Origin of the sequence: Nostoc sp., from assembly GCF_036917235.1 — a bacterium.
Classification (GTDB): domain Bacteria; phylum Cyanobacteriota; class Cyanobacteriia; order Cyanobacteriales; family Nostocaceae; genus Nostoc.
The window spans coordinates 1-23,648 of the sequence record NZ_JBALDU010000031.1 but is presented as its reverse complement, the minus strand read 5'-3'; the positions used below and the strand labels follow the sequence as shown (position 1 = coordinate 23,648).

At 37.7% G+C, this 23,648-nt stretch carries 17 protein-coding genes and 1 pseudogene; 17 read left to right on the top strand and 1 reads right to left on the bottom strand.

What is annotated here, in order from left to right; all coding sequences use genetic code 11:
- The first annotated feature begins 25 nt into the window (after positions 1–25).
- From V7K44_RS09945 to V7K44_RS09890, 12 genes are all read left to right on the top strand, one after another.
- Positions 26–868 carry an ABC transporter permease gene (locus V7K44_RS09945; protein ID WP_334931022.1) on the top strand — a complete coding sequence of 281 codons (843 nt, stop codon included), beginning with the start codon at positions 26–28 and terminating at the stop codon, positions 866–868.
- 41 nt (positions 869–909) lie between these two features.
- Entirely contained in the window at positions 910–2,235 is a 1,326-nt protein-coding gene (locus V7K44_RS09940) for an ABC transporter ATP-binding protein (RefSeq protein WP_334931011.1), read from the top strand.
- 91 nt (positions 2,236–2,326) lie between these two features.
- On the top strand, positions 2,327–3,613 hold the full coding sequence (locus tag V7K44_RS09935) for a glycosyltransferase (RefSeq protein WP_334931009.1): 1,287 nt from the start codon (positions 2,327–2,329) through the stop codon (positions 3,611–3,613).
- Between the two features lie 99 nt (positions 3,614–3,712).
- Positions 3,713–4,954: a glycosyltransferase gene (locus tag V7K44_RS09930; protein ID WP_334931007.1), complete on the top strand. Its 1,242-nt coding sequence runs from the start codon at positions 3,713–3,715 to the stop codon at positions 4,952–4,954.
- Positions 4,955–5,047: 93 nt separating this feature from the next.
- Positions 5,048–5,983: an NAD-dependent epimerase/dehydratase family protein gene (locus V7K44_RS09925; protein ID WP_334931005.1), complete on the top strand. Its 936-nt coding sequence runs from the start codon at positions 5,048–5,050 to the stop codon at positions 5,981–5,983.
- A gap of 373 nt (positions 5,984–6,356) precedes the next feature.
- Positions 6,357–7,370 carry a glycosyltransferase family 2 protein gene (locus V7K44_RS09920; RefSeq protein WP_334931003.1) on the top strand — a complete coding sequence of 338 codons (1,014 nt, stop codon included), beginning with the start codon at positions 6,357–6,359 and terminating at the stop codon, positions 7,368–7,370.
- A 154-nt stretch (positions 7,371–7,524) separates the two neighbouring features.
- Positions 7,525–8,442: a glycosyltransferase family 2 protein gene (locus tag V7K44_RS09915; RefSeq protein ID WP_334931001.1), complete on the top strand. Its 918-nt coding sequence runs from the start codon at positions 7,525–7,527 to the stop codon at positions 8,440–8,442.
- Between the two features lie 38 nt (positions 8,443–8,480).
- The gene (locus V7K44_RS09910) at positions 8,481–9,746 is read left to right on the top strand and encodes a glycosyltransferase family 4 protein (RefSeq protein WP_334930999.1); all 1,266 of its coding nucleotides are present in this window, start codon (positions 8,481–8,483) and stop codon (positions 9,744–9,746) included.
- A 177-nt stretch (positions 9,747–9,923) separates the two neighbouring features.
- A complete protein-coding gene (locus tag V7K44_RS09905) occupies positions 9,924–11,282 on the top strand; it encodes a hypothetical protein (RefSeq protein ID WP_334930997.1) in 1,359 nt (452 codons plus the stop codon).
- Positions 11,283–11,307: 25 nt separating this feature from the next.
- Entirely contained in the window at positions 11,308–12,048 is a 741-nt protein-coding gene (locus V7K44_RS09900) for a glycosyltransferase family 2 protein (RefSeq protein ID WP_334930995.1), read from the top strand.
- A gap of 164 nt (positions 12,049–12,212) precedes the next feature.
- Positions 12,213–13,193, top strand: coding sequence for a glycosyltransferase (locus tag V7K44_RS09895; RefSeq protein WP_334930993.1), 981 nt, complete (start codon positions 12,213–12,215; stop codon positions 13,191–13,193).
- A gap of 42 nt (positions 13,194–13,235) precedes the next feature.
- Positions 13,236–14,105 carry a glycosyltransferase gene (locus V7K44_RS09890; protein WP_334930991.1) on the top strand — a complete coding sequence of 290 codons (870 nt, stop codon included), beginning with the start codon at positions 13,236–13,238 and terminating at the stop codon, positions 14,103–14,105.
- Between the two features lie 226 nt (positions 14,106–14,331).
- Here V7K44_RS09890 and V7K44_RS09885 read toward each other — a convergent pair whose 3' ends face one another.
- On the bottom strand, positions 14,332–15,459 hold the full coding sequence (locus V7K44_RS09885) for a glycoside hydrolase family 2 TIM barrel-domain containing protein (protein ID WP_334930990.1): 1,128 nt from the start codon (positions 15,457–15,459) through the stop codon (positions 14,332–14,334).
- A gap of 1,119 nt (positions 15,460–16,578) precedes the next feature.
- Here V7K44_RS09885 and V7K44_RS09880 point away from each other — a divergent pair.
- From V7K44_RS09880 to V7K44_RS09860, 5 genes and pseudogenes are all read left to right on the top strand, one after another.
- Positions 16,579–19,872, top strand: a pseudogene (locus V7K44_RS09880) (phycobilisome rod-core linker polypeptide); the annotation flags it as partial.
- Positions 19,873–20,270: 398 nt separating this feature from the next.
- Positions 20,271–20,759 carry an allophycocyanin subunit alpha gene (gene apcA, locus V7K44_RS09875; RefSeq protein ID WP_099100538.1) on the top strand — a complete coding sequence of 163 codons (489 nt, stop codon included), beginning with the start codon at positions 20,271–20,273 and terminating at the stop codon, positions 20,757–20,759.
- Between the two features lie 65 nt (positions 20,760–20,824).
- Positions 20,825–21,313 (top strand): allophycocyanin subunit beta, encoded by a 489-nt coding sequence (gene apcB, locus V7K44_RS09870; RefSeq protein ID WP_069068902.1) that lies wholly within the window; start codon positions 20,825–20,827, stop codon positions 21,311–21,313.
- A 222-nt stretch (positions 21,314–21,535) separates the two neighbouring features.
- A complete protein-coding gene (locus tag V7K44_RS09865) occupies positions 21,536–21,742 on the top strand; it encodes a phycobilisome linker polypeptide (protein WP_094349821.1) in 207 nt (68 codons plus the stop codon).
- A 588-nt stretch (positions 21,743–22,330) separates the two neighbouring features.
- Positions 22,331–23,533 (top strand): FtsW/RodA/SpoVE family cell cycle protein, encoded by a 1,203-nt coding sequence (locus V7K44_RS09860; protein WP_334930985.1) that lies wholly within the window; start codon positions 22,331–22,333, stop codon positions 23,531–23,533.
- Positions 23,534–23,648: the final 115 nt, after the last annotated feature.

The window sequence follows — 23,648 nt, the reverse complement described above, 5'->3', positions numbered from 1 at the left end:
TAACGGGGATAGAGGTATTTTCATGATGAGAAAACAGACGCTCGAGCCTCGGCAGAAATTAGTGATTAAGGCAGGGCGAATCGAGCAGCAGTATTGGCAGGATATCTGGAAGTATCGGGAATTGTTTTACTTCCTGGCATGGCGAGACATCTTGGTGCGCTATAAGCAAACGGCGATTGGGCTGGCTTGGGCATTACTGCGGCCTTTTTTAACAACGATGGTGTTTACGTTGGTATTTGGGGTTTTACTCAAGGCACCGTCAACGGGTGCGCCTTACCCGATTGTGGTGTTTTCGGCGATGCTACCTTGGCAGTTTTTTTCCAATGCCTTGAGTGAGTGTAGTAATAGCTTAATTAGTAATTCTAATTTAATTTCTAAGGTTTATTTTCCGCGTTTGATTGTGCCAACGAGTGCGGTGATTGTGAGTTTTGTGGATTTTATGATTTCTGGGATCATCTTGTTGGGCTTTATGGCGTGGTATAACTTTGTGCCGGATTGGCGAATTCTAACGCTGCCGTTGTTTATTGCGATCGCCTTTGCGGCAGCGATGGGGTCGGGATTATGGCTGGCGGCATTAAACGTGGAATATCGGGATTTCCGGTATATAGTGCCGTTTATTGTGCAGTTTGGACTTTATATCTCACCAGTGGGTTTTAGTAGTAGCGTAGTGCCGGAACAGTGGCGACTGCTTTACTCATTAAATCCAATGGTGGGTGTAATTGATGGTTTCCGGTGGGCAATTTTGGGTAAAAATTTTGACATTTATTTACCAGGATTTCTCTTGTCGGTGGCGTTAGTGATATTAGTGCTGATTACCGGAATTTACTATTTCCGCCGAATGGAGCGCAAGTTTGCGGACATTATTTAGACACAGCGTTTCAGGAACTGTTAGCACAGGTTGGAGGATTCATGTCGGATACGGTAATCAAGGTTGAGAACTTAAGTAAGAGATATGTGTTGAGCCATCAGCAAGAGGAACGTCGCTATAAGGTGTTGCGCGATGTGATGGCGGACAGGGCGAAATCGATCGCAAAGACTTTGAACCCTTTTAATCAAAACGCAAAACGCAACACGCAAAACTCGAATCGTGAGGAATTTTGGGCAGTCAAGGATCTGTCGTTTGATATTGAGCAGGGCGATCGGGTTGGAATTATTGGGCGGAATGGAGCGGGCAAATCGACGCTACTGAAGCTTTTGAGCCGGATTACAGAACCGACTCATGGCAGTATTGAGATTACGGGGCGGGTAGCGAGTCTGCTAGAGGTGGGGACAGGTTTTCATGCTGAGTTGACGGGGCGGGAGAATATTTACCTAAATGGGGCAATTTTGGGCATGAGTCGGGAACAGATCAAACGCAAGTTTGATGAAATTGTTGATTTTGCAGAGATTGAAAAATTTTTAGATACGCCTGTTAAACGCTACTCCTCTGGGATGTATGTACGGCTCGCATTTTCGGTTGCGGCACATTTAGAGCCAGATGTTTTGATTGTGGATGAGGTTTTAGCCGTTGGAGATGCAAATTTTCAGAAAAAATGTCTTGGCAAAATGCAGGAAGTATCCAATGAACAAGCCAGAACAGTTCTATTTGTAAGTCATAATATTGAAGCAATTCAACGACTATGTTCTAAATGTTTGTTACTAAATAAGGGGCAGCTAATTAATTACGGGAATACAAACAGCGTGATAACGCAATATTTATCTAGCAACTCCTATTCTTGCAAAGCTTCACCCAAAGAGTGGATAAATTTAAGTGATGCAAATCGAAATGGCAATGGACAAGCTCGTTTTATTGCTGTTCAATATAGTAGTTCAAAAAAAGATATTGCTTTTAATGCGTATTCAAATGGTGAACTTGAATTTTTACTGAATATTGAATCAGATTCCTCAATAAATGTTGGAAGTATTACAGTTGTTGTGTATGACCAGTACGGTATAAAGTTGGTCAATGCAGATACTGTATCACTTGGACAAATAATATCCCTTAAACAGGGACAAAATATAGTTAAATTCAAGATTGAACAGCTACATTTAAAATCAGGTACTTATGTCATTGGTCTTTGGCTTTCCGATTCCTCATATAGTTCTGTTTTTGATTTTATTGAGTCGGCATTTGAAATTGAGGTGGTTGAACTTACATCCGAAGAGTTTGCTAGAAAAACTGAAGGTTCAGTAACCTGTAGCTTTCAAGTATTCTCAGCGCCAATCGCCGATTCAAATCTGAAGTGCAACACCTAGAAATTTTTCACTGAGATACTAATAGAGATAGCCTGATATCTCCTACAACAAAAGACGCCGCTTTGATACAAGATATATAAAAAGAGAAGGTATGGAAAAGCAAAACGTTCTTTATTTCACAAGTTATCCTTTAGACCCTGATAATGGTGGTGGAATGGCGATTTTGAACGATATTTCTCAATTATCTCAACTAGAAAAAATTAATCTTTATGTTGTTGTTGCTTGTCAAGAAAGTAGTCAAATAAAAACCAGAGATCAATTAGACAAACTTAAAGTAAAATATTACTTAACTACTAATTTCATCTCTTCTACCAAAAAAGGAAATTTTTTAAATAGGTTAGTAAAAACATATGAAAAAGTAGTGCGTAGATTGCGAGCAACTTTTAGTTTTCAGACTGTAATGTACTTACCGTTTGAAAACTATAATCAAGTAGAACATGTCTCTAAATATTTAACCTATCTCTGCAATAGACACTCTATTCATGTTGTTATTGTTGAACAGTTATATAGCATTTTGTGGTTTAAAGATTTTCTTAATCTTAAACAGAGAAAAATTTATCTTGCATTTGATAGAGAAGCAGAAATGATTAGGAGTCTTGCTCTTAATTTTGCAAGGAATGACATTTCTAGCTTTTTTAAATTTCGTATTTTTATTATTTCTTTAAGAGTCAGTAGTTTTGAAAAGAAAGTCTGTAAATTGGCTAATAAATGTATATTTTTATCCGCAGCCGATGTTCCCAAATATTTACTAGCTAATGAAAAAGTGTTAGTCAATTCACAAGTACTTCCTCCTAAAGTCATGGGCTGGCATTATACAAATTCAATGACAGTTCTGTTTGCCGGTAATATTGATTATTATTTCAATTCCTTAGCTGTCAAATGGTTAATATGTGAATTATCTCCCAGATTATTAAGACTAAATAATCAAATAAAAATCGTGATTACTGGTACAGATTTTAATAATATGCCCAAAGATTGGACTATAGAAAGTAACGTTCATATTCCTGGTTTTCTTCCTAAAAAACAGCTTGAGGATTTGTTTCAGACTTCCGATATTTTTATATGCCCTATTGATAATGATTTTTCAGTGAAAATGAAATTAGTTGAATGTGTTTCTTATGGAATACCTTTCTTTGCAACTGAGCCTTGTCTTAAAGCATTGCCATATTTATCTGGCTTGCCAATCTTAGATATTAATAGCCCTGACGAAGCAGCAGCTTTTATTTGTGAAACTTTATCTAACAAAGAAGTCTTAGAGCAATTAAGTCATCAAATATTAGAAGATGCTTTTAATTTTGCTAAGACTCGAAAAGATTGGTGGACAAAGGTTATTTTAGAGAGCCGTGAATTCAAAATTGGAGGGCATTACCTAGACTAAAAGCATCTGTACAAAATTAAGATATAGGATATCATTCATACTCAAAATACCCTTCTTATTGTTCCGATCAAATATCAAAATATATCTGGAGATTGAGATATGGAAAAGCAAAATGTTCTTTATTTTACAAGTTATCCTTTGCACAATAGTGATGGCGGTGCAATGGCAATTTTAAATGATATCTTTCAATTATCTCAGATAGAAAATATCAACTTTTATGTTGCCGTTACTTGTGAAGACAGTACCCAATTGAAAATTAGTAATAAGTTAGATAAACTTCAAGTCAAATATTATTTTGCTACACCATTATGCTCTCCAACAAAACAAGAACTCTTTCTAAAAAAACTATCTCCTTTATTAGAGCGTAAAATACGATCGTATTTTAGTTATTTTAGCCTTTGGCAGGGAAGCAAAACAAAGTCTAACAATTGCAATCAAGTAAAATATGTTTCTAAGTATTTAACAGAATTTTGCGATAAACTCTCTATTCAAGTTGTTATTGTTGAACAGTTATATAGTATTTTATGGTTTAAAAACTTCCTAAAAATTAAACAAAAAAAGATATATATTGCAACTGATAAAGAAGCAGAATTTTTTAAGGCTCTTACTCCACATTATTGGCCTAATAAATCTGAATTTCGGATTTTTATGATTTATTTAAGGCTAAAGAATTTTGAGAAAAAAGTCTGTGAATTGGCTAATAAATCTATATTTATGTCCGAAGCCGATATTCCCAAATATTTACTAGCTAATGAAAAAGTGTTAGTCAATTCACAAGTACTTCCTCCTAAAGTCATGGGCTGGCATTATACAAATTCAATGACAGTTCTGTTTGCCGGTAATATTGATTATTATTTCAATTCCTTAGCTGTCAAATGGTTAATATGTGAATTATCTCCCAGATTATTAAGACTAAATAATCAAATAAAAATCGTGATTACTGGTACAGATTTTAATAATATGCCCAAAGATTGGACTATAGAAAGTAACGTTCATATTCCTGGTTTTCTTCCTAAAAAACAGCTTGAGGATTTGTTTCAGACTTCCGATATTTTTATATGCCCTATTGATAATGATTTTTCAGTGAAAATGAAATTAGTTGAATGTGTTTCTTATGGAATACCTTTCTTTGCAACTGAGCCTTGTCTTAAAGCATTGCCATATTTATCTGGCTTGCCAATCTTAGATATTAATAGCCCTGACGAAGCAGCAGCTTTTATTTGTGAAACTTTATCTAGCAAAGAAGTCTTAGAGCAATTAAGTCACCAAATATTAGAAGATGCTTTTAATTTTGCTAAGACTCGAAAAGATTGGTGGACAAAAGTTATTTTAGAGGCTTAAATATTTAACTTAAAATATTGAGATAAGTAGAATACTTCATCTATTCTGAATCGATTCAAGTGGTAAAACACTAGTTATTACAACATAACCAAAATGACTACTTTCAAACAATCACTTTTAGTTACTGGGGTTGCCGGATTCATTGGTCGTTACGTTGCTCGGTATTTCTCAGAGCAAGGTTGGTCAGTAATAGGCGTTGATAATTCGCCTCCTGAAAATGCTCCTCTTCACAACTTAACAGCATATCATCGTCTCAAATTACCCGACCCCTCTTTAAATAACTTATTAAAGGAATATTCTCCTAATATTTGCATTCATTGTGCAGGGCGTGCCTCTGTTGGCTTGTCTATCATAGAACCCGATATTGACTTTCGATCTAATACAGCTTTAACTTTTGAAATTTTAAATGCGTTGCGAATTAATGCCCCTAGCTGTCGATTTATTTTTCTTTCTAGTGCAGCTGTTTATGGAAATCCAGAGTCATTACCCATTGGAGAAACTCAACGCTGTAACCCCATCTCTCCGTATGGATTTCATAAGTTACAAAGCGAACAACTATGTTTAGAATTTAGCAAAGTTTATGATTTACCAAGCGCAAGTGTACGAATTTTTTCCGCTTATGGTCCGGGTTTGCGCCGTCAAGTCCTTTGGGATATTTGCCGAAAAGCAATTTATCAACCCATAGTTAAGTTACAGGGGTCTGGTCAAGAAAGCCGTGATTTTATTCATGCACTCGACATTGCCAAAGCTTTATTAGTAGTAGCAACTTCTGCACCAATGCAAGGAGAAGCATATAATTTCGCAAGTGGAAGAGAAGTTACAGTTTTAGAACTAACGAAGATGGTGTTTAAATCATTAGACTACAAAGGTAGCGTAGAATTTGACGGAATAGTTCCTGTTGGGACTCCCCTTAATTGGCAAGCTGATGTTACAAAATTAGGAAGTCTAGGAATAACCGATTTTTTATCTTTAGAGCGGGGTGTCCATGTTTATGCAAATTGGAGTTATGCAGAGCTGTTGGGCATATAGTTTTTATTTAAAAATCCATGCTCATCAGGATCTTTACACTCTTTTTCATGTTGACAGGAAAGTGAGATGACAATCAACCGATCAATTATTGTTGTTGTAGCGTTATCCTCTTGACTGTTAGTACCAGCTAGAACCAGCTAACCCCAATAATTCTTTCATTAATAAAACTCAAGACGTTTATTCAAAAATATTCAATTTTATGGTTTCCCTTAATCAGTTATTAATTTCCATATTTAATCTTCAATCGCATATGGTATCCATAAGTAGTCGGACACAATTAAATTCATTGGTGGAGATAGGGAAAAGGTTACAGGTTACAGGAAAAAAAATGTGTAATTAATTCTGTCTGATTACTTAGTTAACTAAAACTCCTATGAATGAACAACATCCCTACCGCGCAACAATTTCACCAGTTCAAGAGGGAACAAAACGTCCCCTTTGGTCAGTGATGATTCCCACGTACAACTGTGCAAACTATCTGCGTGAAACACTGACTAGTGTGTTATCACAAGACCCAGGACCAGAGATAATGCAAATAGAGGTGGTTGATGACCACTCCACCAAGGACGATCCAGAAGCTATTGTTAAAGAATTAGCAGGCGATCGCGTTAGTTTTTATCGCCAGCCAGAAAATGTTGGACATGTTAAGAACTTTACCACCTGTCTACAGCGATCGCGTGGCAAACTCATCCATCTTTTGCATGGTGATGATTGCGTTCGGGAAGGCTTTTATCGCAAGATGCAACAAACATTTGATACCCAGCCGGAAATAGGAGCCGCTTTCTGTCGTCACATCTTTATGGATGAGACAGGGCACTGGCGACACTTTTCTGAGATATTACAACCTCAAAGCGGCACAATTGATAATTGGTTGGAAAAAATTATAGTCAAACAATATATTCAAACTCCCTCTATTGTCGTTCGCCGACAAGTATATGAAAAGTTAGGTAGTTTTGACCATCGGTTTCGTTTTTATTATGAAGACTGGGAAATGTGGGTGCGAATTGCCGCACAATACCCTGTATGGTACGAAGTTGAGCCACTAGCTATTTATCGCCTACATTCTGTATCTAATACTGGACAAACTGTGCGTACAGGCAAAAACATGCAAGAGGTACGCTGTGGGTTGGAAATTGTACAGTCTTATTTGTCTGCTTATCTGCCACAATCAACAGTCGATCGCCTGATCGATGCCAATAAAAAACACTCGGCAATCTGTGCTCTCAGAACAGCCCAAAATATGCTGATGATTGGCGATTTCCCTGCTGCGAGCGCACAAATTCAAGAGGCATTTAAATGCAGTATCTCACCAAAAGTTATGGCATATTTTATTTACTTTGCTACCCAAGCCGGATTGAAACGTTCGCTGTCATTTTATCGAAGTTAAATAAACTAAATAATACCAATTGCGGAAAGTAATCAGATAGTCTCTCCAGTCATTAAAATGCTTCCAGACTTGTTTATTGTTTTACGACTTTAGGACTTACGTACTGTACAAATTATCTAGTGTATCAACTTTCAGGAAGAAAGGTATTGTCAAAATGCAAACTCCAGTTGCGTTCATCATTTTCAATCGCCCAGATAGAACCGCAAAAGTGTTTGAGGCAATTCGCCAAGCGCGTCCACTGATGCTCCTAGTTGCAGCGGATGGGCCTCGTGTAAATCGAATAGGAGAGTCCGAAAAATGTGCTGAAACGCGATCGATAATCGATCGCGTAGACTGGCCCTGCGAAGTCTTAACCAATTATTCTGACATCAATATGGGAATGAAGCAGCGGGAAGCTACTGCTTTTTCTTGGGTATTTGACATCGTTGAAGAAGCTATTCTTCTGGAAGACGACTGTTTACCTCATCCGACATTTTTTCCCTATTGCGAAGAATTATTGAGGTATTACCGTCATGATGAGCGGGTTATGACAATTTCAGGAGATAATACCCCCTTGGGCAACCCTAGAAATCGGCAGACTCAGGATAGCTATTACTTTTCGATTTATGCCCGAACATGGGGATGGGCAACCTGGCGTAGGGCATGGCAACATTACGATCTAGAAATGAAAAAGTGGTCAACTATTCGCGACGATGGTTGGCTAAAAGACATTCTCAAAGATTCCAGAGAAGTCCAATTTTGGCAAAATCAATTTCAATCTACCTATGATGGTTTTGATACTTGGGACTATCAATGGATGCTCTGTTCCTGGTTACAAAATGCCTTGAGCATTATCCCCACAGTTAATTTGATTAGCAATCTGGGATTCGATCTGGATGGAACCAATACAACAGATCGAGGCGATCCACGCTCCAATGTTCCGACACAAGCCGTGCAATTTCCATTACAACATCCGCCCTTCACGATCCCAGATCGCCAAGCCGATCGCTTCACAAGAGAAAATGTTTATATGCCAAGTCTCTTGAAACGTGTCCAGAGAAAGGTCAGAAAAACATTCAAAAATTTAAAATAATTTGTCGAACTGTTAATGTTTAACCATTGAATCTACTTATGCAAATTATTCATACTAGTTATTCTGATTTATCTGGAGGTGCAGCTCGTGCAGCTTACCGGATTCACCGTTGTCTGTTACAGGCAGAAATAGACTCTCGGATGCAAGTTTTGTCAAAAATTTCTGACGATCCAACAGTTAGAGGTAATTCATTAAAAATCGGACGAATAACAACAGAAATTCGCACAGGTATTGGTTTATTAGCCAAAAAAACCATCAAAAGTTCTGATCCAACGCGTTATTCGGCTGGACTTCTTCCTTCTAATTGGGTAAAATCTTTCCATGCCTCTGATGCAGATGTGATAAATCTTCATTGGGTTGGTGCAGAGACTTTATCCATTAGTGAAATTGGTCAGATTCGTAAACCGATAGTGTGGACGTTTCACGATATGTGGGCATTTTGTGGAGCAGAGCACTATACAAATGATGGACTTAATGCTCGCTGGCGTGAGGGTTATCGAGCAAACAATCGTCCACAAGACGAGTCTGGTTTCGATTTAAATCGTTGGACTTGGGAACGCAAGCAACGTAACTGGAAATATCCTTTCCATATTGTGTGTCCTAGTAATTGGTTAGCAGATTGCGTTCGCAATAGTGCATTGATGGCAGATTCTCCCGTCTCAGTAATACCATATCCCTTAGATTTAGATAGCTTTCGCCCGATTGAAAAAACATTAGCACGACAGCTTTTGAATTTACCTCAACAGCGATCGTTAATTTTATTTGGTGCCTTGGGTGGAACTAACGATCCTCGCAAAGGTATTGATTTATTATTACAAGCTACCAGTTTTTTGGAAAATCAAAAGTCAAAAGATATAGAAATTGAAATAGTAATTTTTGGACAGTCACGTCCGCCACAAGTTCCTAAATTGGGTTTCCCACTTCGATACACAGGACATCTTGCTGATGATATTTCTCTCGCTCTACTCTATTCTGCTGCTGATGTCTTTGTTGCACCTTCTAGACAAGATAACTTACCGAATACAGTTGTTGAGGCAATAGCCTGTGGTGCTCCTACTGTTGCCTTCAAAATTGGAGGAATGCCTGATTTAATTCAGCATAGAGTGTCAGGCTATTTGGCACAGCCATACGAAGCAGAAGATTTAGCAACAGGAATTCAATGGGTTCTACAACAACAAAAGGAAAGTAAATCTCTTAGTTTAGCAGCCCGTCGTCATGCAGAATATATGTTTGACCCAGTTCGGATCGCACAGCAGTACGTTGCGGTTTATAAGGAAGCAATGAATATACAAAAAAGTGAGTGAGTAACTATATAGGGTTTGCTCAAAAAGCCCCCACTGCGAATTTAGAATTCACGCAGCTTGATAAATACTAGCTTCGTAACAGAGTCTCATCAATTTCGTTTAGCAACCTCCCAGAGGAAGTGCAAGCGTTTTGAGTCTATAGAGGTGATAATGCTGCACTTATAATATCTAAAAATTATGCTTCTTAAATTCATCCCAGAAGAAAATAAAATCAATTCAATACATAAAGTTTTTTCTTTATTTGGCAATTTTAAAAATTTTATTTTGATATTTGGTCTAGCTATTTGGGCTATTATTCCGTTATTAGGTGTAGTTTTTATACTTGCATATTGCCAAATTAATATCTCCCAAAATCAAATAGTAGGAAACCAAAAACGTATACTTAATATATTTCCAATCTTACTAGTTTTATTTACAATTACTACATATATAGCCAGCTTTGAGCCATTTCAAGATACAATTGTATATCTTGATATTTATTCTTCGCTTCAGAAAGAAACAGGGTTGACTATTCCGGATATCGAACTAGAACCAGTCTCTTTCATTTTGCCTAAATATTTGAGTGCATTAATAGGGCCTAGTCAACTGAGTTTTTTATTCCTTCAATCTTTGAGCATGAATACGGCTTTCACCGTTTTCCCCATGCTATTTATGCCCGATTTTTATCCATTAATCATATTAATTAATGTAACAACTCAAGGATACTATTTTCAACTATTTTGGATGAGACAAATTTATTCATGGATATTTATAATACCTGCTATTTATGTTGATAATTTTGTGATTGCTTGTCTTTGCATATATGTTGGTTATTGGACACACAAATCTTCTTTAATGTATATTTTTGGCATATTACCTGGACTATTAAAGTATAAATTTATTAATGCATTAAATCCATTCAAATCCTTTTCTAAATATTTGAATAATAGATTTAGTATTATTATTTGTTTTGGCTCGATACTTTTATTTTCATCAGTAATAATGAAATCACTGCTAGATTTGACAAGTTCATTGTCATCTTTTGATGGTTCTGTATCTCAGAGAATCGATATTTATGGCGGTGGCGGTGATGACTACAGTTTTGGAGATAAAATTAAAAATCAAATACGTCCTATTCTTGATTATATTATTATCTCTATATTTATCTTGAGAGCTGATATAAGCAAAATAAATAGAGTCTATAGCAAAACAAATAGAAGATATATAAGATGGATTACAACATTCTTTTTGCTTTTCTTACTTTATTTTGGATCTTTGACATATGGATTTAATTTGAGAATTACCAGTATCTTTTTTTGCATCCCTGGTTTTTTTTATATTATCGCTCTCTCTTCAGACAAACTTAATGGTGCCTATGGCTATGATACTTTTATATTTATATTGGCAATTATTTTCAGGATGATTTACTTTTTTGTTAGTATCACAGTTCCTCAAAGCTACCTAACTTTTTGGAATGGTGAACCGCTAACTACACCAATCAGTGAATATTTTTACCTTTTTTATCAGTTTTTATTAAACCTAATTAATCATAACTAATATGAATAATTGCCAAGTATCGATAGTGACGATATCCAAAAATAATTATCAAGGATTACAAAAAACCTTACAATCAGTCAAAGAACAAGACTATAAAATAATAGAGCATATTGTCATTGACGGAGATTCTTCTGATGGAAGTAAAGAGTTTTTAGATTCATATACTCATTCTAAAAATTATATTTATTTGTCAGAACTAGATAATGGGATATCTAGCGCATTTAATAAAGGTTTACAAAAAAGTAATGGGGATTTAATTTTCTTCTTAAACGCGGGAGATGTATTCTTTTCTAAAACAGTGATTTCTGAAGTTGTGCAAAGCTATATGCAACATAAATGGAAATGTGCTATTGGTGTCACCGTCACTACAAGTTTTGTTGGAGAAACTATATTTTATTGTCCACCGCAACTTTCATCGAAGTTTCTAAAATACTTTATGTTTTTGCCGCACCAGGGTTTTTTCTGTGAAACTTCCCTACATAAAAATTACAAATACAATGAGTCTCTCAAAATTTCTATGGATTACGAATTATTTCTACGAATGCTCAAAAATATAACAATCTTTTATTTACCTACAGTAATATCAATACGCGAACCTGGAGGTATTTCTAGCCAAACTCAAAAGAGAATTAGTGAACATTCACAAATACGTTTGATTCACGCTAATAAAATACATGAAAAACTGATAATTAGCATTTTAAATACATTAATTTTATTTAAGAACTATCTCAAAATTGATTCACCTTTTGCATCAAAAAATGAATAAATAAAATATTACATTAGCGAATATTTACTAAGACTTCAGTCATCTTAAATATTTATTTTTGAAAGAACCGCGTTTTTATCCATTTGTGAATTATGCATATAATATATCTTTTTAGACCGAAAAATTCCAGAGTGCATCATTGCTCAGAATCTTTTTACAAAGCAATGACACTCAATACTGATTCTGATATAGCTAGTTATTCTGTAAAATACTTGTATTCCGTCACTTTACGAGAAATTTGGTCATTAATCAAACAGTTCGTGAGCCTAAATAAGGAAGAAGAAATATCAGTATTTTTCTTTTTAATTCAGTTAGATTACTTAGTATTAGCTTTATTTTTAAAAATTATTACTAAACTTTTCAAAAATAACTTAAAAATTTTTTATTTAATGCATGAACCTAAATTTGAAAAAGGAAGAATTAACCCTTTAAAAGCAGATATTGTATTTTTATATCATTTAGTTTTTGGCTATGTAGGAGATAAGATATTATTGCCTAGCAATGAAGCGTTTTTGAAAGCACAAGACTTCGTTAACAATGATAAACTTTACAAGTTAAACTTATCATTTATTTCTCTACCAGAAGATATTTTACAAAATAATTTAGCACAACTCAAGTATAGTTGGGGTAATGAAAAAACTTTTTTATTGTTAGGTCGAGCAGATAGAGATAAAAATCCTCAAGGATTTTTATCTCTAGCAAATTTAATTAATAAAGATTACCCAAAACAAGCGAAATTTATTCGGGGTGGAAGTGAGAGAAACATACAAGTAAACTACGACGAAAAACTAATAATTAGATTTCCTGGCTTCATTTCAAATAGTGCTAAAAGTTTTCTACTTGGTTTAAGCCACTTTGTTGTGATTCCCTACTCATTCTCAACTCAAAGCGGTGTGGTGACAGAGGCTTTGAGTTATGGAAAGCTTTTAATTATTAATGATATTCCTACTTTCTCATATTTAAAAGGTCTAAGTTTTGTCTTTTTTACTGATTTTAATGACAAAAGCTCAATGTCAAAATGTATCCATGATGTATTTAGTATGGACATAAATGATTATGAAAAACGCTATTGGGAAGCAATAAGATACTTCCAAGAAAATCATTCAGAAGCTTATCTTTCAAAAACCTTGCAAGAAATTTTATAAACACATTTTTGTTTTTGAAATATACAGAGGTGAAATACATCCATGTCCAATACAGTACCTACAGTTTCTAGCAACATACAAGCAAGCATTACAGTGGGTATTCCTTTCTACCAAGGTAGCAATATTGCACATCTTCGTGCTGCTATTGACTCTATCTTATGGCAAAGTTTACCAGCAAAGGAAATTCATTTAATTCAGGATGGTTTGATTCCAAAAAATTTGGAGGAAACTGTTAATGAATATACTGCAACTTATCCCCATATAAAACACCTATTAATTTCTCAAAACATGGGTTTAGCTCATGCACTTAATATCTCCATATTAAACTCGTCATCTAAATATTACGCAAGAATGGACTCTGATGACATTGCACATCCAGAGCGATTCAGTAAACAAATAGATTTTTTAGAAAGTAACTTAGATATTGATATATTGGGTACTTGGGCTTTTGTCTTTGAGGATGAATTTCCAAGAGAAAATTGCTCAATTAGGATAATGCCTGTATGTAATCAGGAGATACATGCACTGTTTCATTATCAAAATCCCTTGATACATCCATCTGTGATGTTTAGAAGTAGCGTTTTTGCTAAAACAGGACTTTATAACATGGAATTTCGTTCTGAATGTGACTTAGAATTGTGGGCAAGAGCATTGAAATTGAGAGTTGGTATTTCAAATTTATCTGAACCTTTACTTTATTATAGAAATACAGGCGTTATAAGTAGACGATCTGCGGCTTTAGGACAGCAAATTAAAGCACGATATCAATACAATACTCTTTCACTAAAATTAAATATTCTCAAAGTAATGTCTTTACTATTTCGTATTCTTCCCTATCAAATGCAAGTTTGGGGATACAAAAAGTTTAAAAAAGAGAGAAATCAAAATGCTCGTGAATTTTTAGTTAAATAGAAATCCAAGATTTATAATTAATTATTATCACAAAAATCATTGTAATATCATATCTATTTAATCTACTGTATCTTTAAGTGGGACAACGTAATTAAACATAAAAAGATAGACATAACTAAGCCACATAGCTCAAACTTCTTTATCCCCACTTCTCGGAGTTAAGAGATATGGGATAAGAAGTTTGGAGAATTTAGAGGTCTTATATTTAATTACTAAGCTCATTAACTTATCTTACTTGATACAACTTTACTTCATAAGGATTTAAACGAGTACTGAAACTTGCATTAGGAAATATGTTAGTAATAGTTTTTTCATTAAAAGTAACTATTTTACCAGCTAAACTCTGAGTCAGTTTTACTACGAAATTTACTTGAGTCGAAGTGTGATTAACAGCTATAATTAAAAATTTTGTAGTATTAGGAATAGGAAATACTTTAACTTCTATATTTGGGTTGTTTACTTGTACTGGATTACTTAAATCCTCTCCTCTAACGATTGCAGGAATGTAATCTCGGAATTCTTTAATAGTAGGATACAAAACTGACTCATTCCAGAAAGGTGAAGAGAGGTAGTGTATCCAAAATAGCAGCCCATCAGCCCCTGTAAGGACTGATAAATAAAACATATAGCGGAACTCCAACTTTGTTGGTAATCGAAAATCGGTCTGATTTCCTCTATAAGCTTGCATTACGTTCCAAAATTTTTTATTTTTAACATCAGCAAGGGAAATGACTTCGTAGAGTGCTTTTCGGTAAAACGATACCCATTGGAATTCTACAACTCCGTCTTTGCAAGGATAACAATCCCACATCAGTATATCCATTGCATCACTGTAAGGTTCAATTTTTTCTATCTTGGTAAAAACTAATGCCACTGGCTTTGATTTATCTTCTTCCTTAATAGCTTTGTATACCTTTTTTAACAAATTTGGAGAAATTGGTCTAGGTTTTTTTATTTCTGGTTCATCATAAAGATACCAAGCATAAACGGAGGGATGGTTTTTATAAGTACGAATAAAGTCTTTTACTCCTGAAATATTTTCTGATTCAATTAAAGTACGAGGAATCTCAAGCAGAATTTTTATTTGTGTTTTTTTAGAAGCATCTAAAAATGTCTGTATTTTTGCATTGCTCTCTTTTTCAACATAGGGCATTAATAAATCAATTCCTTTAGAAGATGCTTTGATTGGTACATCTATATTGTTGATATTGTCATACCAACCTAAGAAAAAGGGTAGACTTTTTTTCCGATTAGTTAAATATTTTTTGGGATTTAAACTTACAAGTATGCTGCTACTACTAGCTACTACAAAACCAGGAATTAAAGCTAGAAATTTACGTCGCTTTATCATCATATTAAATTTAAGAACAAGCTTAATTAAACATCACATTGATTGGTTTGGCAATATTTGGTATTACCTATGAACTATTGCAACTTATTCAAGGACATTATCTGCAATGATGACCCACCTTATACCTCAGTAGCTATGTAAGCAAACTTTTCTCCGCGATAAAACTTTTCACGTCCAACTTCGGTGATATATGCTGGGTCTCTGAAATCATTGGCAAGATTTAGAATTATAAATATTTTGTAACAGTTTTACTGCGTTAGCATTTTTTGTGGTGAATTTGAGGCGATCGCTACCACTAACAGTTATGCTTTCTTTAGTCATTGTCCCTTTTTAAGAAGTGACATCAGCATAAAAGTATAAATTTATATATTCCCCTTTGTGCTCTCGTAGTCGTGGGCTTCACTGTTGTATACCAGAGTTGGTATTTGAGGTATAGTCTTTACTCACTTTACAACGGTGCTGATGTTTTGCTCTGAAAGCGCATTTGCCGGAGTGACAGCGAAAATAATTGCGATCGCAGATAGGGTAGCATTGAATAAATAGTTAAAATTACAACTTTTGCCCCTAGTATTTACCCTGTATATAAATACTGACTATTTGCAGACTAAACCACCACAAATTAAGAATTACTTCCCCTACGGTGTAAGTTGTGAATATGAGTTTATCAGTAGCAAAAAATACTTAGTATCGACGAATAACCACTGTCTAGTGACTAAGTGCAACCTTTAATTAATGGATAGCTAATTCTCTGCGTGCCTCTGCGCTTTCCTCTATGCCCCTACCCTGCCAGAAAGCGAAGCGCCTATGCGTTTAAATAAAAAAGAAATCAGCAGACAGTTCCCAACCTACTACTTAGTTACAAAACTTAGACTTAATCTCAGACAAACTGGAGTATGCACTTTTAAGACTAGAGACATTTAAGATACAGGTTCTACATACTTCTTAATAAATCCGCCTTGAGAACGCAAAACGTTCTAATCTAAAAGCTAACTGGGTTAATTTACTGGCAGTTTTGCAGGCAATACTCTCAAGCTCATAAAGCATAGACACACCGATGTGTCAAGCCTCAAAACAATCCAGACTTAACATATAAACGCTTATGATGGGAGTTTTACAAATCCGATGAGTGTTAAGGCGAGTGGTGGAAGCTCGGTTGCGCGTCCGCAACTATATCAAACCCTACCTGTATCCACAATTACCCAAGCGGAGCAGCAAGACCGCTTCTTGGGAAATGGTGAACTAAACGAACTAGCAAGCTATTTTGCATCTGGCGCAAAGCGTCTACAAATTTCTCAGACGCTGACTGACAATGCCGAGATTATTGTATCTCGGGCTGCCAACCGGATTTTTGTCGGTGGTTCGCCAATGGCTTTTTTAGAAAAGCCCAGAGAAATAGAAATAGTACCTGTTAGTGCTGGTGCTAATGTTCAGCAAGGGATGCAACTGGGAACTGTAACCTACGTTGAAAGTCGTGGCGGGTTCCTAGAAAATTTACGTTCAATATTTAACTCATCCCCCAGTGGCCCGACACCTCCAGGTTTCAGACCAATTAACATTGCCCGTTATGGCCCGAGCAACATGGCCAAGAGCTTGCGGGATTTATCCTGGTTCTTGCGCTACGCTACTTATGCGATCGTTGCTGGCGACCCCAACATCATAGCGGTGAATACAAGGGGTTTGCGGGAAATCATAGAAAATGCCTGCTCTGGTGAAGCAACACTAGTAGCTTTGCAGGAAATCAAAGCTGGGGCACTTTCATTTTTCCGTAACGATGCTGAGGCTACAGAAATTGTGTCTCAGTACATGGATGTTTTGTTAACAGAATTCAAAGCAGCCACACCTTCAAACAAAGTGCGCCAACGCCCTTCTAGCGATCAGCAAGGGTTACAACTGCCGCAAATTTACTTTAATGCAGCAGAACGGCGTCCCAAGTTTGTAATGAAGACTGGGTTATCAAGTAGCGAAAAAAATGAGGTAATCAAGGCCACATATCGGCAAATCTTTGAGCGCGACATTACCCGTGCTTATAGCTTATCCATATCGGATCTGGAATCCAAGGTGAAGAATGGCGACATCTCTGTAAAAGAGTTTGTCCGTCGTTTAGCTAAATCTCCCCTTTACCAAAAACAGTTTTACCAGCCTTTTATTAACAGCCGAGTCATCGAACTAGCTTTCCGTCACATTTTAGGACGGGGGCCAAGTAGCCGCGAAGAAGTACAAAAATACTTCTCGATTATTTCTAACGGTGGTCTACCAGCCTTAGTAGATGCCTTAGTAGATTCTGCTGAATACAGCGACTATTTTGGTGAAGAAACAGTACCCTACCTGCGGGGTCTGGGCCAAGAAGCACAAGAATGTCGCAACTGGGGGCCGCAGCAAGACCTGTTTAACTACAGTGCGCCTTTCCGCAAGATACCTCAGTTCCTCACCACATTTGCGGCTTACGAGCAACCGCTACCAGATCAACATCCCTACGGTTCTGGTAACGATCCCTTGGAAATTCAGTTTGGGGCGATTTTCCCGAAAGAAACTCGCAACCCCAGTACCAGTCCGGCTCCTTTTAGTAAGGATACCAAACGCATCCTGATTCACCAAGGTGCAGGGATTAATAACCAAAATAGTAATCCCAGAGCGCGGGGTGAAGCTCCTGGTACTCTTGGTCCCAAGGTGTTCAAGTTAGACCAACTGCCTGGTACTAGAGGTAAAAAGGCTGCCAAAAATTCTAGCGTCAGATACTCCGAAAGCTCGACGCAAGCATTAATTAAAGCTGCTTACCTGCAAGTTTTCGGTCGCGATCTTTACGAAGGCCAGCGCCCGAAGGTATTGGAAATCAAGCTGGAAAACGGCGATATCTCTGTACGCGAGTTTATCCGTGCTTTGGCTAAGTCGGATGTATTCCGCAATCTGTACTGGTCATCGCTGTATGTTTGTAAAGCGATCGAGTATATTCACCGTCGCTTGTTGGGTCGTCCGACTTATGGGCGTCAAGAAATCAACAAGTACTTTGATATCGCTGCTAAACAGGGCTTTTACGCCGTCGTTGATGCCATTATTAACAGCGTAGAATACAGTGAAGCATTTGGTGAAGATACAATTCCTTACGAACGGTATCTAACTCCTGGTGGTGTATCAGGGCGACAATTACGCGTTGGTAGCATTCGTGATGATATTGCCGCGAAAGTCCAGAAGGAAGTAACACCGAGCTTTGTGACATTGGGTACAGTCACAGAAAACCGGTCAGAACCAGATATTCAATTCCGCATTAACCAAGGTGTCAGCAAGCAACGGGAACAAACCAAAATCTTCAAATTGGTGGCGAATACCAGTGACAAAGTTGCAGTCAAAACTTTGATTAGTGCTGCGTATCGTCAGATTTTTGAGCGGGATATTGCACCCTACATCGCCAAAAACGAATTTACCAAATGGGAAAGCAAGCTGGGGAATGGCGAAATTAGTGTGAAGGAATTTATTGAAGGGTTGGGTTACTCTAACCTCTACCTGAAAGAGTTCTACACCCCTTACCCCAACACCAAAGTGATTGAGTTGGGAACCAAACACTTCTTGGGACGTGCGCCACTAGACCAAGCAGAAATCCGCAAGTATAACCAGATTTTGGCTACTCAAGGTATTCGTGCCTTTATTGGTGCTTTGGTAGATAGTGTGGAATATAACCAGGTCTTTGGTGAAGATACGGTGCCTTACCGCCGCTTCCCGACCTTGCCAGCGGCAAACTTCCCCAATACAGAGAAGCTTTACAACCAGCTTACCAAGCAAAACGATGACGTTGTTGTACCAAGCTTTAAGCCAGTACAAGCCCGTGTCGGAGTGAGCAACGATACACCGCTTTTGGTACAGGCGATCGCAGATATCGCAGCCCAAACAAATGGTCAGCCATCCTTTGCTGAACTGGGTCGTTCCTACAACGATGCTAGCGGACAAACCGTGGAAATGGGTGTGCGTAAACATGCACGCATTTACCGTCTAGCAGAAAACACCAACCAAGACGAAAAACAACAGGCAATCAACGCCATTTATCGTCAAGTATTGGATGTATTTAGCGGTGAAGTGCCTGATAATTTCCGTCGCACTGACCTAGATAGCAAACTCCAAAATGGTGAAATTTCCGTGCGGGAGTTTGTGCGTGAACTAGCTAGTTCCCAAATCTATCGCCAGCGCTTCTTATCACCTTATCCTCACACCAAGGTCATTGAGTTCCTCTTCCGTCATCTGTTGGGGCGTACACCCGCAACTCAGGAAGAAATTGGCCAATATAACAAGCTGCTAGTCGATAGTGGTTTGTCAGCTGCTGTAGAAGCAATAGTCGAAAGTCCAGAATATAACCGCTACTTCGGTGAAGATGTTGTACCTTACAACCGCTTCCCATCTTTGCCAGTAGGTAACTACCTCGGCAGTGTAGCGGTTGATTAAGGAGTAGGGACTAGGGAATTAGGGAATAGGGTACAGATTATTTACTGTTCCCTATCCCCTGTAACCTGTCCCCTGTACCCTTCGTAACCTTTCGTAATACCGCTCTCAGATTGCAGTTAAAACAGTAAATTCTGAAAAGCAATATTACAAAGTATTAAGAGCAGTCATAAATGCTCAACAGAATGCCGGAAAATGTTTTGCGGAAGGTAACTGAGTTTGAAAGCTTGTGTACTAATGTTGACTCAAGCAAACTCGTAATTTTTTAGCCGTAGCAGTTGTGAAACTGTTGTGTCTAAAAGGACGAAAAAACAAACTCAGTAAACCAAACTCAAAGTCGCACCAGTTTAATCAAATCCTGGTTTCATTCGTATTGGAGGAATCCATTAATGAGTATTGTCACGAAAGCTATCGTGAATGCTGATGCAGAAGCCCGCTACCTCAGCCCTGGTGAGTTAGATCGGATCAAGTCCTTTGTTGCAAGTGGCGAGCGCCGTGTGCGGATTGCTCAAGTTTTGTCAGAAAATCGCGAACGGCTCGTTAAGCAAGCTGGCGATCAACTGTTCCAAAAGCGTCCTGATGTTGTGTCTCCTGGTGGTAACGCTTACGGTCAAGAATTGACTGCTACTTGTCTGCGTGACTTAGATTATTACCTCCGCCTCGTTACCTACGGTATCGTTGCTGGTGATGTCACCCCCATCGAAGAAATTGGTGTTATTGGTGCTCGTGAACTGTACAAGTCCTTGGGAACTCCTATCGATGGTGTTGCTGAAGGTATCCGTGGGCTGAAGAATGGCTCTACATCATTGCTATCTGGTGATGACGCTAGTGAAGCTGCTGGCTACTTCGACTACCTAGTTGGTGCCCTTCTAGGATAGGGTAAAACTGTTTACCTACTTAAACAGAAGTATTGCAATACGGTTGGAAATAAGGAATTAACAACATGGCTCAAGACGCAATTACCGCTGTCATTAACTCCGCAGACGTTCAAGGTAAATACCTTGACTCTTCTGCTTTAGAAAAGCTAAAAGGCTACTTCGCTACTGGCGAACTACGGGTACGTGCTGCTAGCACCATCAGCGCTAACGCTGCTGCGATCGTTAAAGAAGCTGTAGCAAAATCTTTGCTATACTCTGACATCACCCGTCCCGGCGGCAACATGTACACCACTCGCCGCTATGCTGCTTGCATCCGCGATTTGGACTACTACCTCCGCTATGCCACCTACGCCATGTTGGCTGGCGATCCTTCCATCCTAGATGAGCGTGTGCTCAATGGCTTGAAGGAAACCTATAACTCCTTGGGCGTTCCCGTCGGTGCTACCGTACAAGCTATCCAAGCAATCAAAGAAGTAACCGCCAGTTTGGTAGGTTCTGATGCTGGTAAGGAAATGGGCGTTTACTTAGACTATATCTCCTCTGGCTTAAGCTAAGAACTAGTTTGCGCTTAAGAATTTAGGTGCGGCTTTATTAAGGTCTGGAAATCAGCCGTGAGTGCTAGAACGTTATATTGCTTATCTTGGTAAATTATCAGTGATGAGTGTTGGTGGTCTAGTATTGATGTTTGATTTCCAGCCTTTGAATGATTAAAAGATTTGCACTCAAGATTTTGAGATAAAAAAGTTTTCACAAGGTATACAGGAGATTTTCAAAATATGTCCCGTTTGTTTAAAATTACTGCTCTAGTTCCTAGCCAAACCCGAATTCGTACCCAACGCGAACTGCAAAATACTTACTTTACTAAGTTAGTTCCTTATGAGAACTGGTTCCGGGAACAGCAACGTATTCAAAAAGCAGGTGGCACAATTATCAAGGTGGAACTAGCAACTGGTAAGCAAGGCGCTAATACTGGCTTGTCGTAATTCTGTAAATAGAATATTATTTTAGGGAATTGGTAAGAGGTCGAGAAAGACCTCTTTTTTGTTGAGAATTGATACTACAACAAACCTGTTAATTAAGTAATATAGAAACATCTTAATCAAGCTTGTTAACCTTCTTAAAGTACTTCTTCCACTCAGTATCTAGGGCAGCTTCGTACCATCAATATCTGGATTTGCTAAAAAAATACGTGTTGGCATGATTATGTTGCACCTAGATTAGTACAAGGGTTATCAATTTCTATGAAAAGTATATAATTAGCTTTTATGATATATATATTTTTCTTTTGTATACTTCCGTGTATGTACTCTATTTCAGATAAATACTTTTAGAATACTTTCAGTCAATTTTTGAGCGATCGCTCTTGACTGTAGTAATCATAAATTAAGTATAAAATAGTACTTTAGTATTGCAGAGTAAAGATTGCAATTTGTCAGAAATATTGAACTAGTGGTGTATTGAAGTTAACAACTCTAATATTTATGGTTGTAAAGCCTACTTATGAGTTATAAGTTATGATTTATGAGTTTTATTTTTAACTCCTAATTTCTAACTTTTTACCTGTACCGATCGTGAATCTACGCCGCCTGATTCCAATTTTTGATAGTTCAGTTTCCAACTGGGCATTAGAAGCGCGATTGTTGCGCTGGTTAACGTTGATTTGGCTGTTTGTCGGCTTGATCATGCTATTTTCAGCATCATATCCTGTCGCTGATGCCCGTCAGAATGATGGTTTGTACTACTTTAAACGTCAATTACTTTGGGTTTTAGTTTCGTTAATCGGATTCAATATTATTGTTAATTTACCGTTGCAGAAAATTTTGGGACTATCCCATTGGTTTTTGTTGCTGTTTTTGGGGTTAATTTTTGTCACACTGATCCCAGGATTGGGAAAAAAGGCTTTTGACGCAGCGCGTTGGATTGCGATCGGGCCAATTCCGATTCAACCTTCAGAATTAATTAAACCCTTTTTGGTACTGCAAAGTGCGCGGCTTTTTGGTCAGTGGGAACGAATCAGTTGGCGGGTTCGCTTGTCTTGGTTGGGTGTTTTTGGTCTGGTACTTTTAGGAATTCTTGCCCAGCCTAACTTGAGTACAACGGCACTTTGCGGCATGACTATCTGGCTAATTGCTCTAGCAGCTGGCTTACCTTACAAGTACCTGGGAGGAACAGCAATTGGTGGAGTGATGTTGGCAATACTCAGTATTAGTATTAAAGAGTATCAGCGTAAGCGGGTGATGTCATTCCTCAATCCTTGGGCGGATGCTACAGGAGATGGCTACCAGTTGGTGCAAAGTCTACTAGCTGTGGGTTCTGGTAAAACTTGGGGAGCTGGATATGGGCTTTCTCAACAAAAGCTGTTTTATTTACCAATTCAAGATACCGATTTTATTTTTGCGGTGTTTGCTGAAGAGTTTGGCTTTGTTGGGAGTATGGTGTTGTTGGTACTTTTAGCTACATTTGCTACTCTCGGATTAGTTGTGGCACTGAAGGCTAAAAATATAGTACATCGATTAGTAGCGATCGGTGTGACGACTTTGATGGTGGGACAATCATTGCTCCACATCGGTGTTGCTACAGGTTCTCTACCGACTACTGGCTTACCTTTACCCATGTTTAGTTATGGTGGTAATTCTATGATTGCCAGCTTAATAGCTGCTGGGTTGTTGATTCGGGTAGCACGTGAGAGTAGTGAAGCTGAGGTAGTACCGTTACGAAAACCTCTGCTTGAAAATGGGCGCAGACGCCGAGCTTTTCATAAAACCAGGAATTGAGCTAGCAAATGCCCAAAAAGTTACAGCATTTACGGCTCTTATGAGGTACAGTAGCAGCAACTAGCAAACCAGTTTCTTAAATGTTGAGGATTTATTAAATTGAGTGCAACTGAGA

Coding starts and splice junctions, on each gene's coding strand:
- V7K44_RS09905 (WP_334930997.1), top strand. CDS start 9,924: ATGCTTCTTAAATTCATCCCAGAAGAAAATAAAATCAATTCAATACAT.
- V7K44_RS09885 (WP_334930990.1), bottom strand. CDS start 15,459: ATGATGATAAAGCGACGTAAATTTCTAGCTTTAATTCCTGGTTTTGTA.
- V7K44_RS09895 (WP_334930993.1), top strand. CDS start 12,213: ATGACACTCAATACTGATTCTGATATAGCTAGTTATTCTGTAAAATAC.
- V7K44_RS09915 (WP_334931001.1), top strand. CDS start 7,525: ATGCAAACTCCAGTTGCGTTCATCATTTTCAATCGCCCAGATAGAACC.
- apcB (WP_069068902.1), top strand. CDS start 20,825: ATGGCTCAAGACGCAATTACCGCTGTCATTAACTCCGCAGACGTTCAA.
- V7K44_RS09890 (WP_334930991.1), top strand. CDS start 13,236: ATGTCCAATACAGTACCTACAGTTTCTAGCAACATACAAGCAAGCATT.
- V7K44_RS09930 (WP_334931007.1), top strand. CDS start 3,713: ATGGAAAAGCAAAATGTTCTTTATTTTACAAGTTATCCTTTGCACAAT.
- V7K44_RS09945 (WP_334931022.1), top strand. CDS start 26: ATGAGAAAACAGACGCTCGAGCCTCGGCAGAAATTAGTGATTAAGGCA.
- V7K44_RS09940 (WP_334931011.1), top strand. CDS start 910: ATGTCGGATACGGTAATCAAGGTTGAGAACTTAAGTAAGAGATATGTG.
- V7K44_RS09865 (WP_094349821.1), top strand. CDS start 21,536: ATGTCCCGTTTGTTTAAAATTACTGCTCTAGTTCCTAGCCAAACCCGA.
- V7K44_RS09935 (WP_334931009.1), top strand. CDS start 2,327: ATGGAAAAGCAAAACGTTCTTTATTTCACAAGTTATCCTTTAGACCCT.
- V7K44_RS09920 (WP_334931003.1), top strand. CDS start 6,357: ATGAATGAACAACATCCCTACCGCGCAACAATTTCACCAGTTCAAGAG.
- V7K44_RS09925 (WP_334931005.1), top strand. CDS start 5,048: ATGACTACTTTCAAACAATCACTTTTAGTTACTGGGGTTGCCGGATTC.
- apcA (WP_099100538.1), top strand. CDS start 20,271: ATGAGTATTGTCACGAAAGCTATCGTGAATGCTGATGCAGAAGCCCGC.
- V7K44_RS09910 (WP_334930999.1), top strand. CDS start 8,481: ATGCAAATTATTCATACTAGTTATTCTGATTTATCTGGAGGTGCAGCT.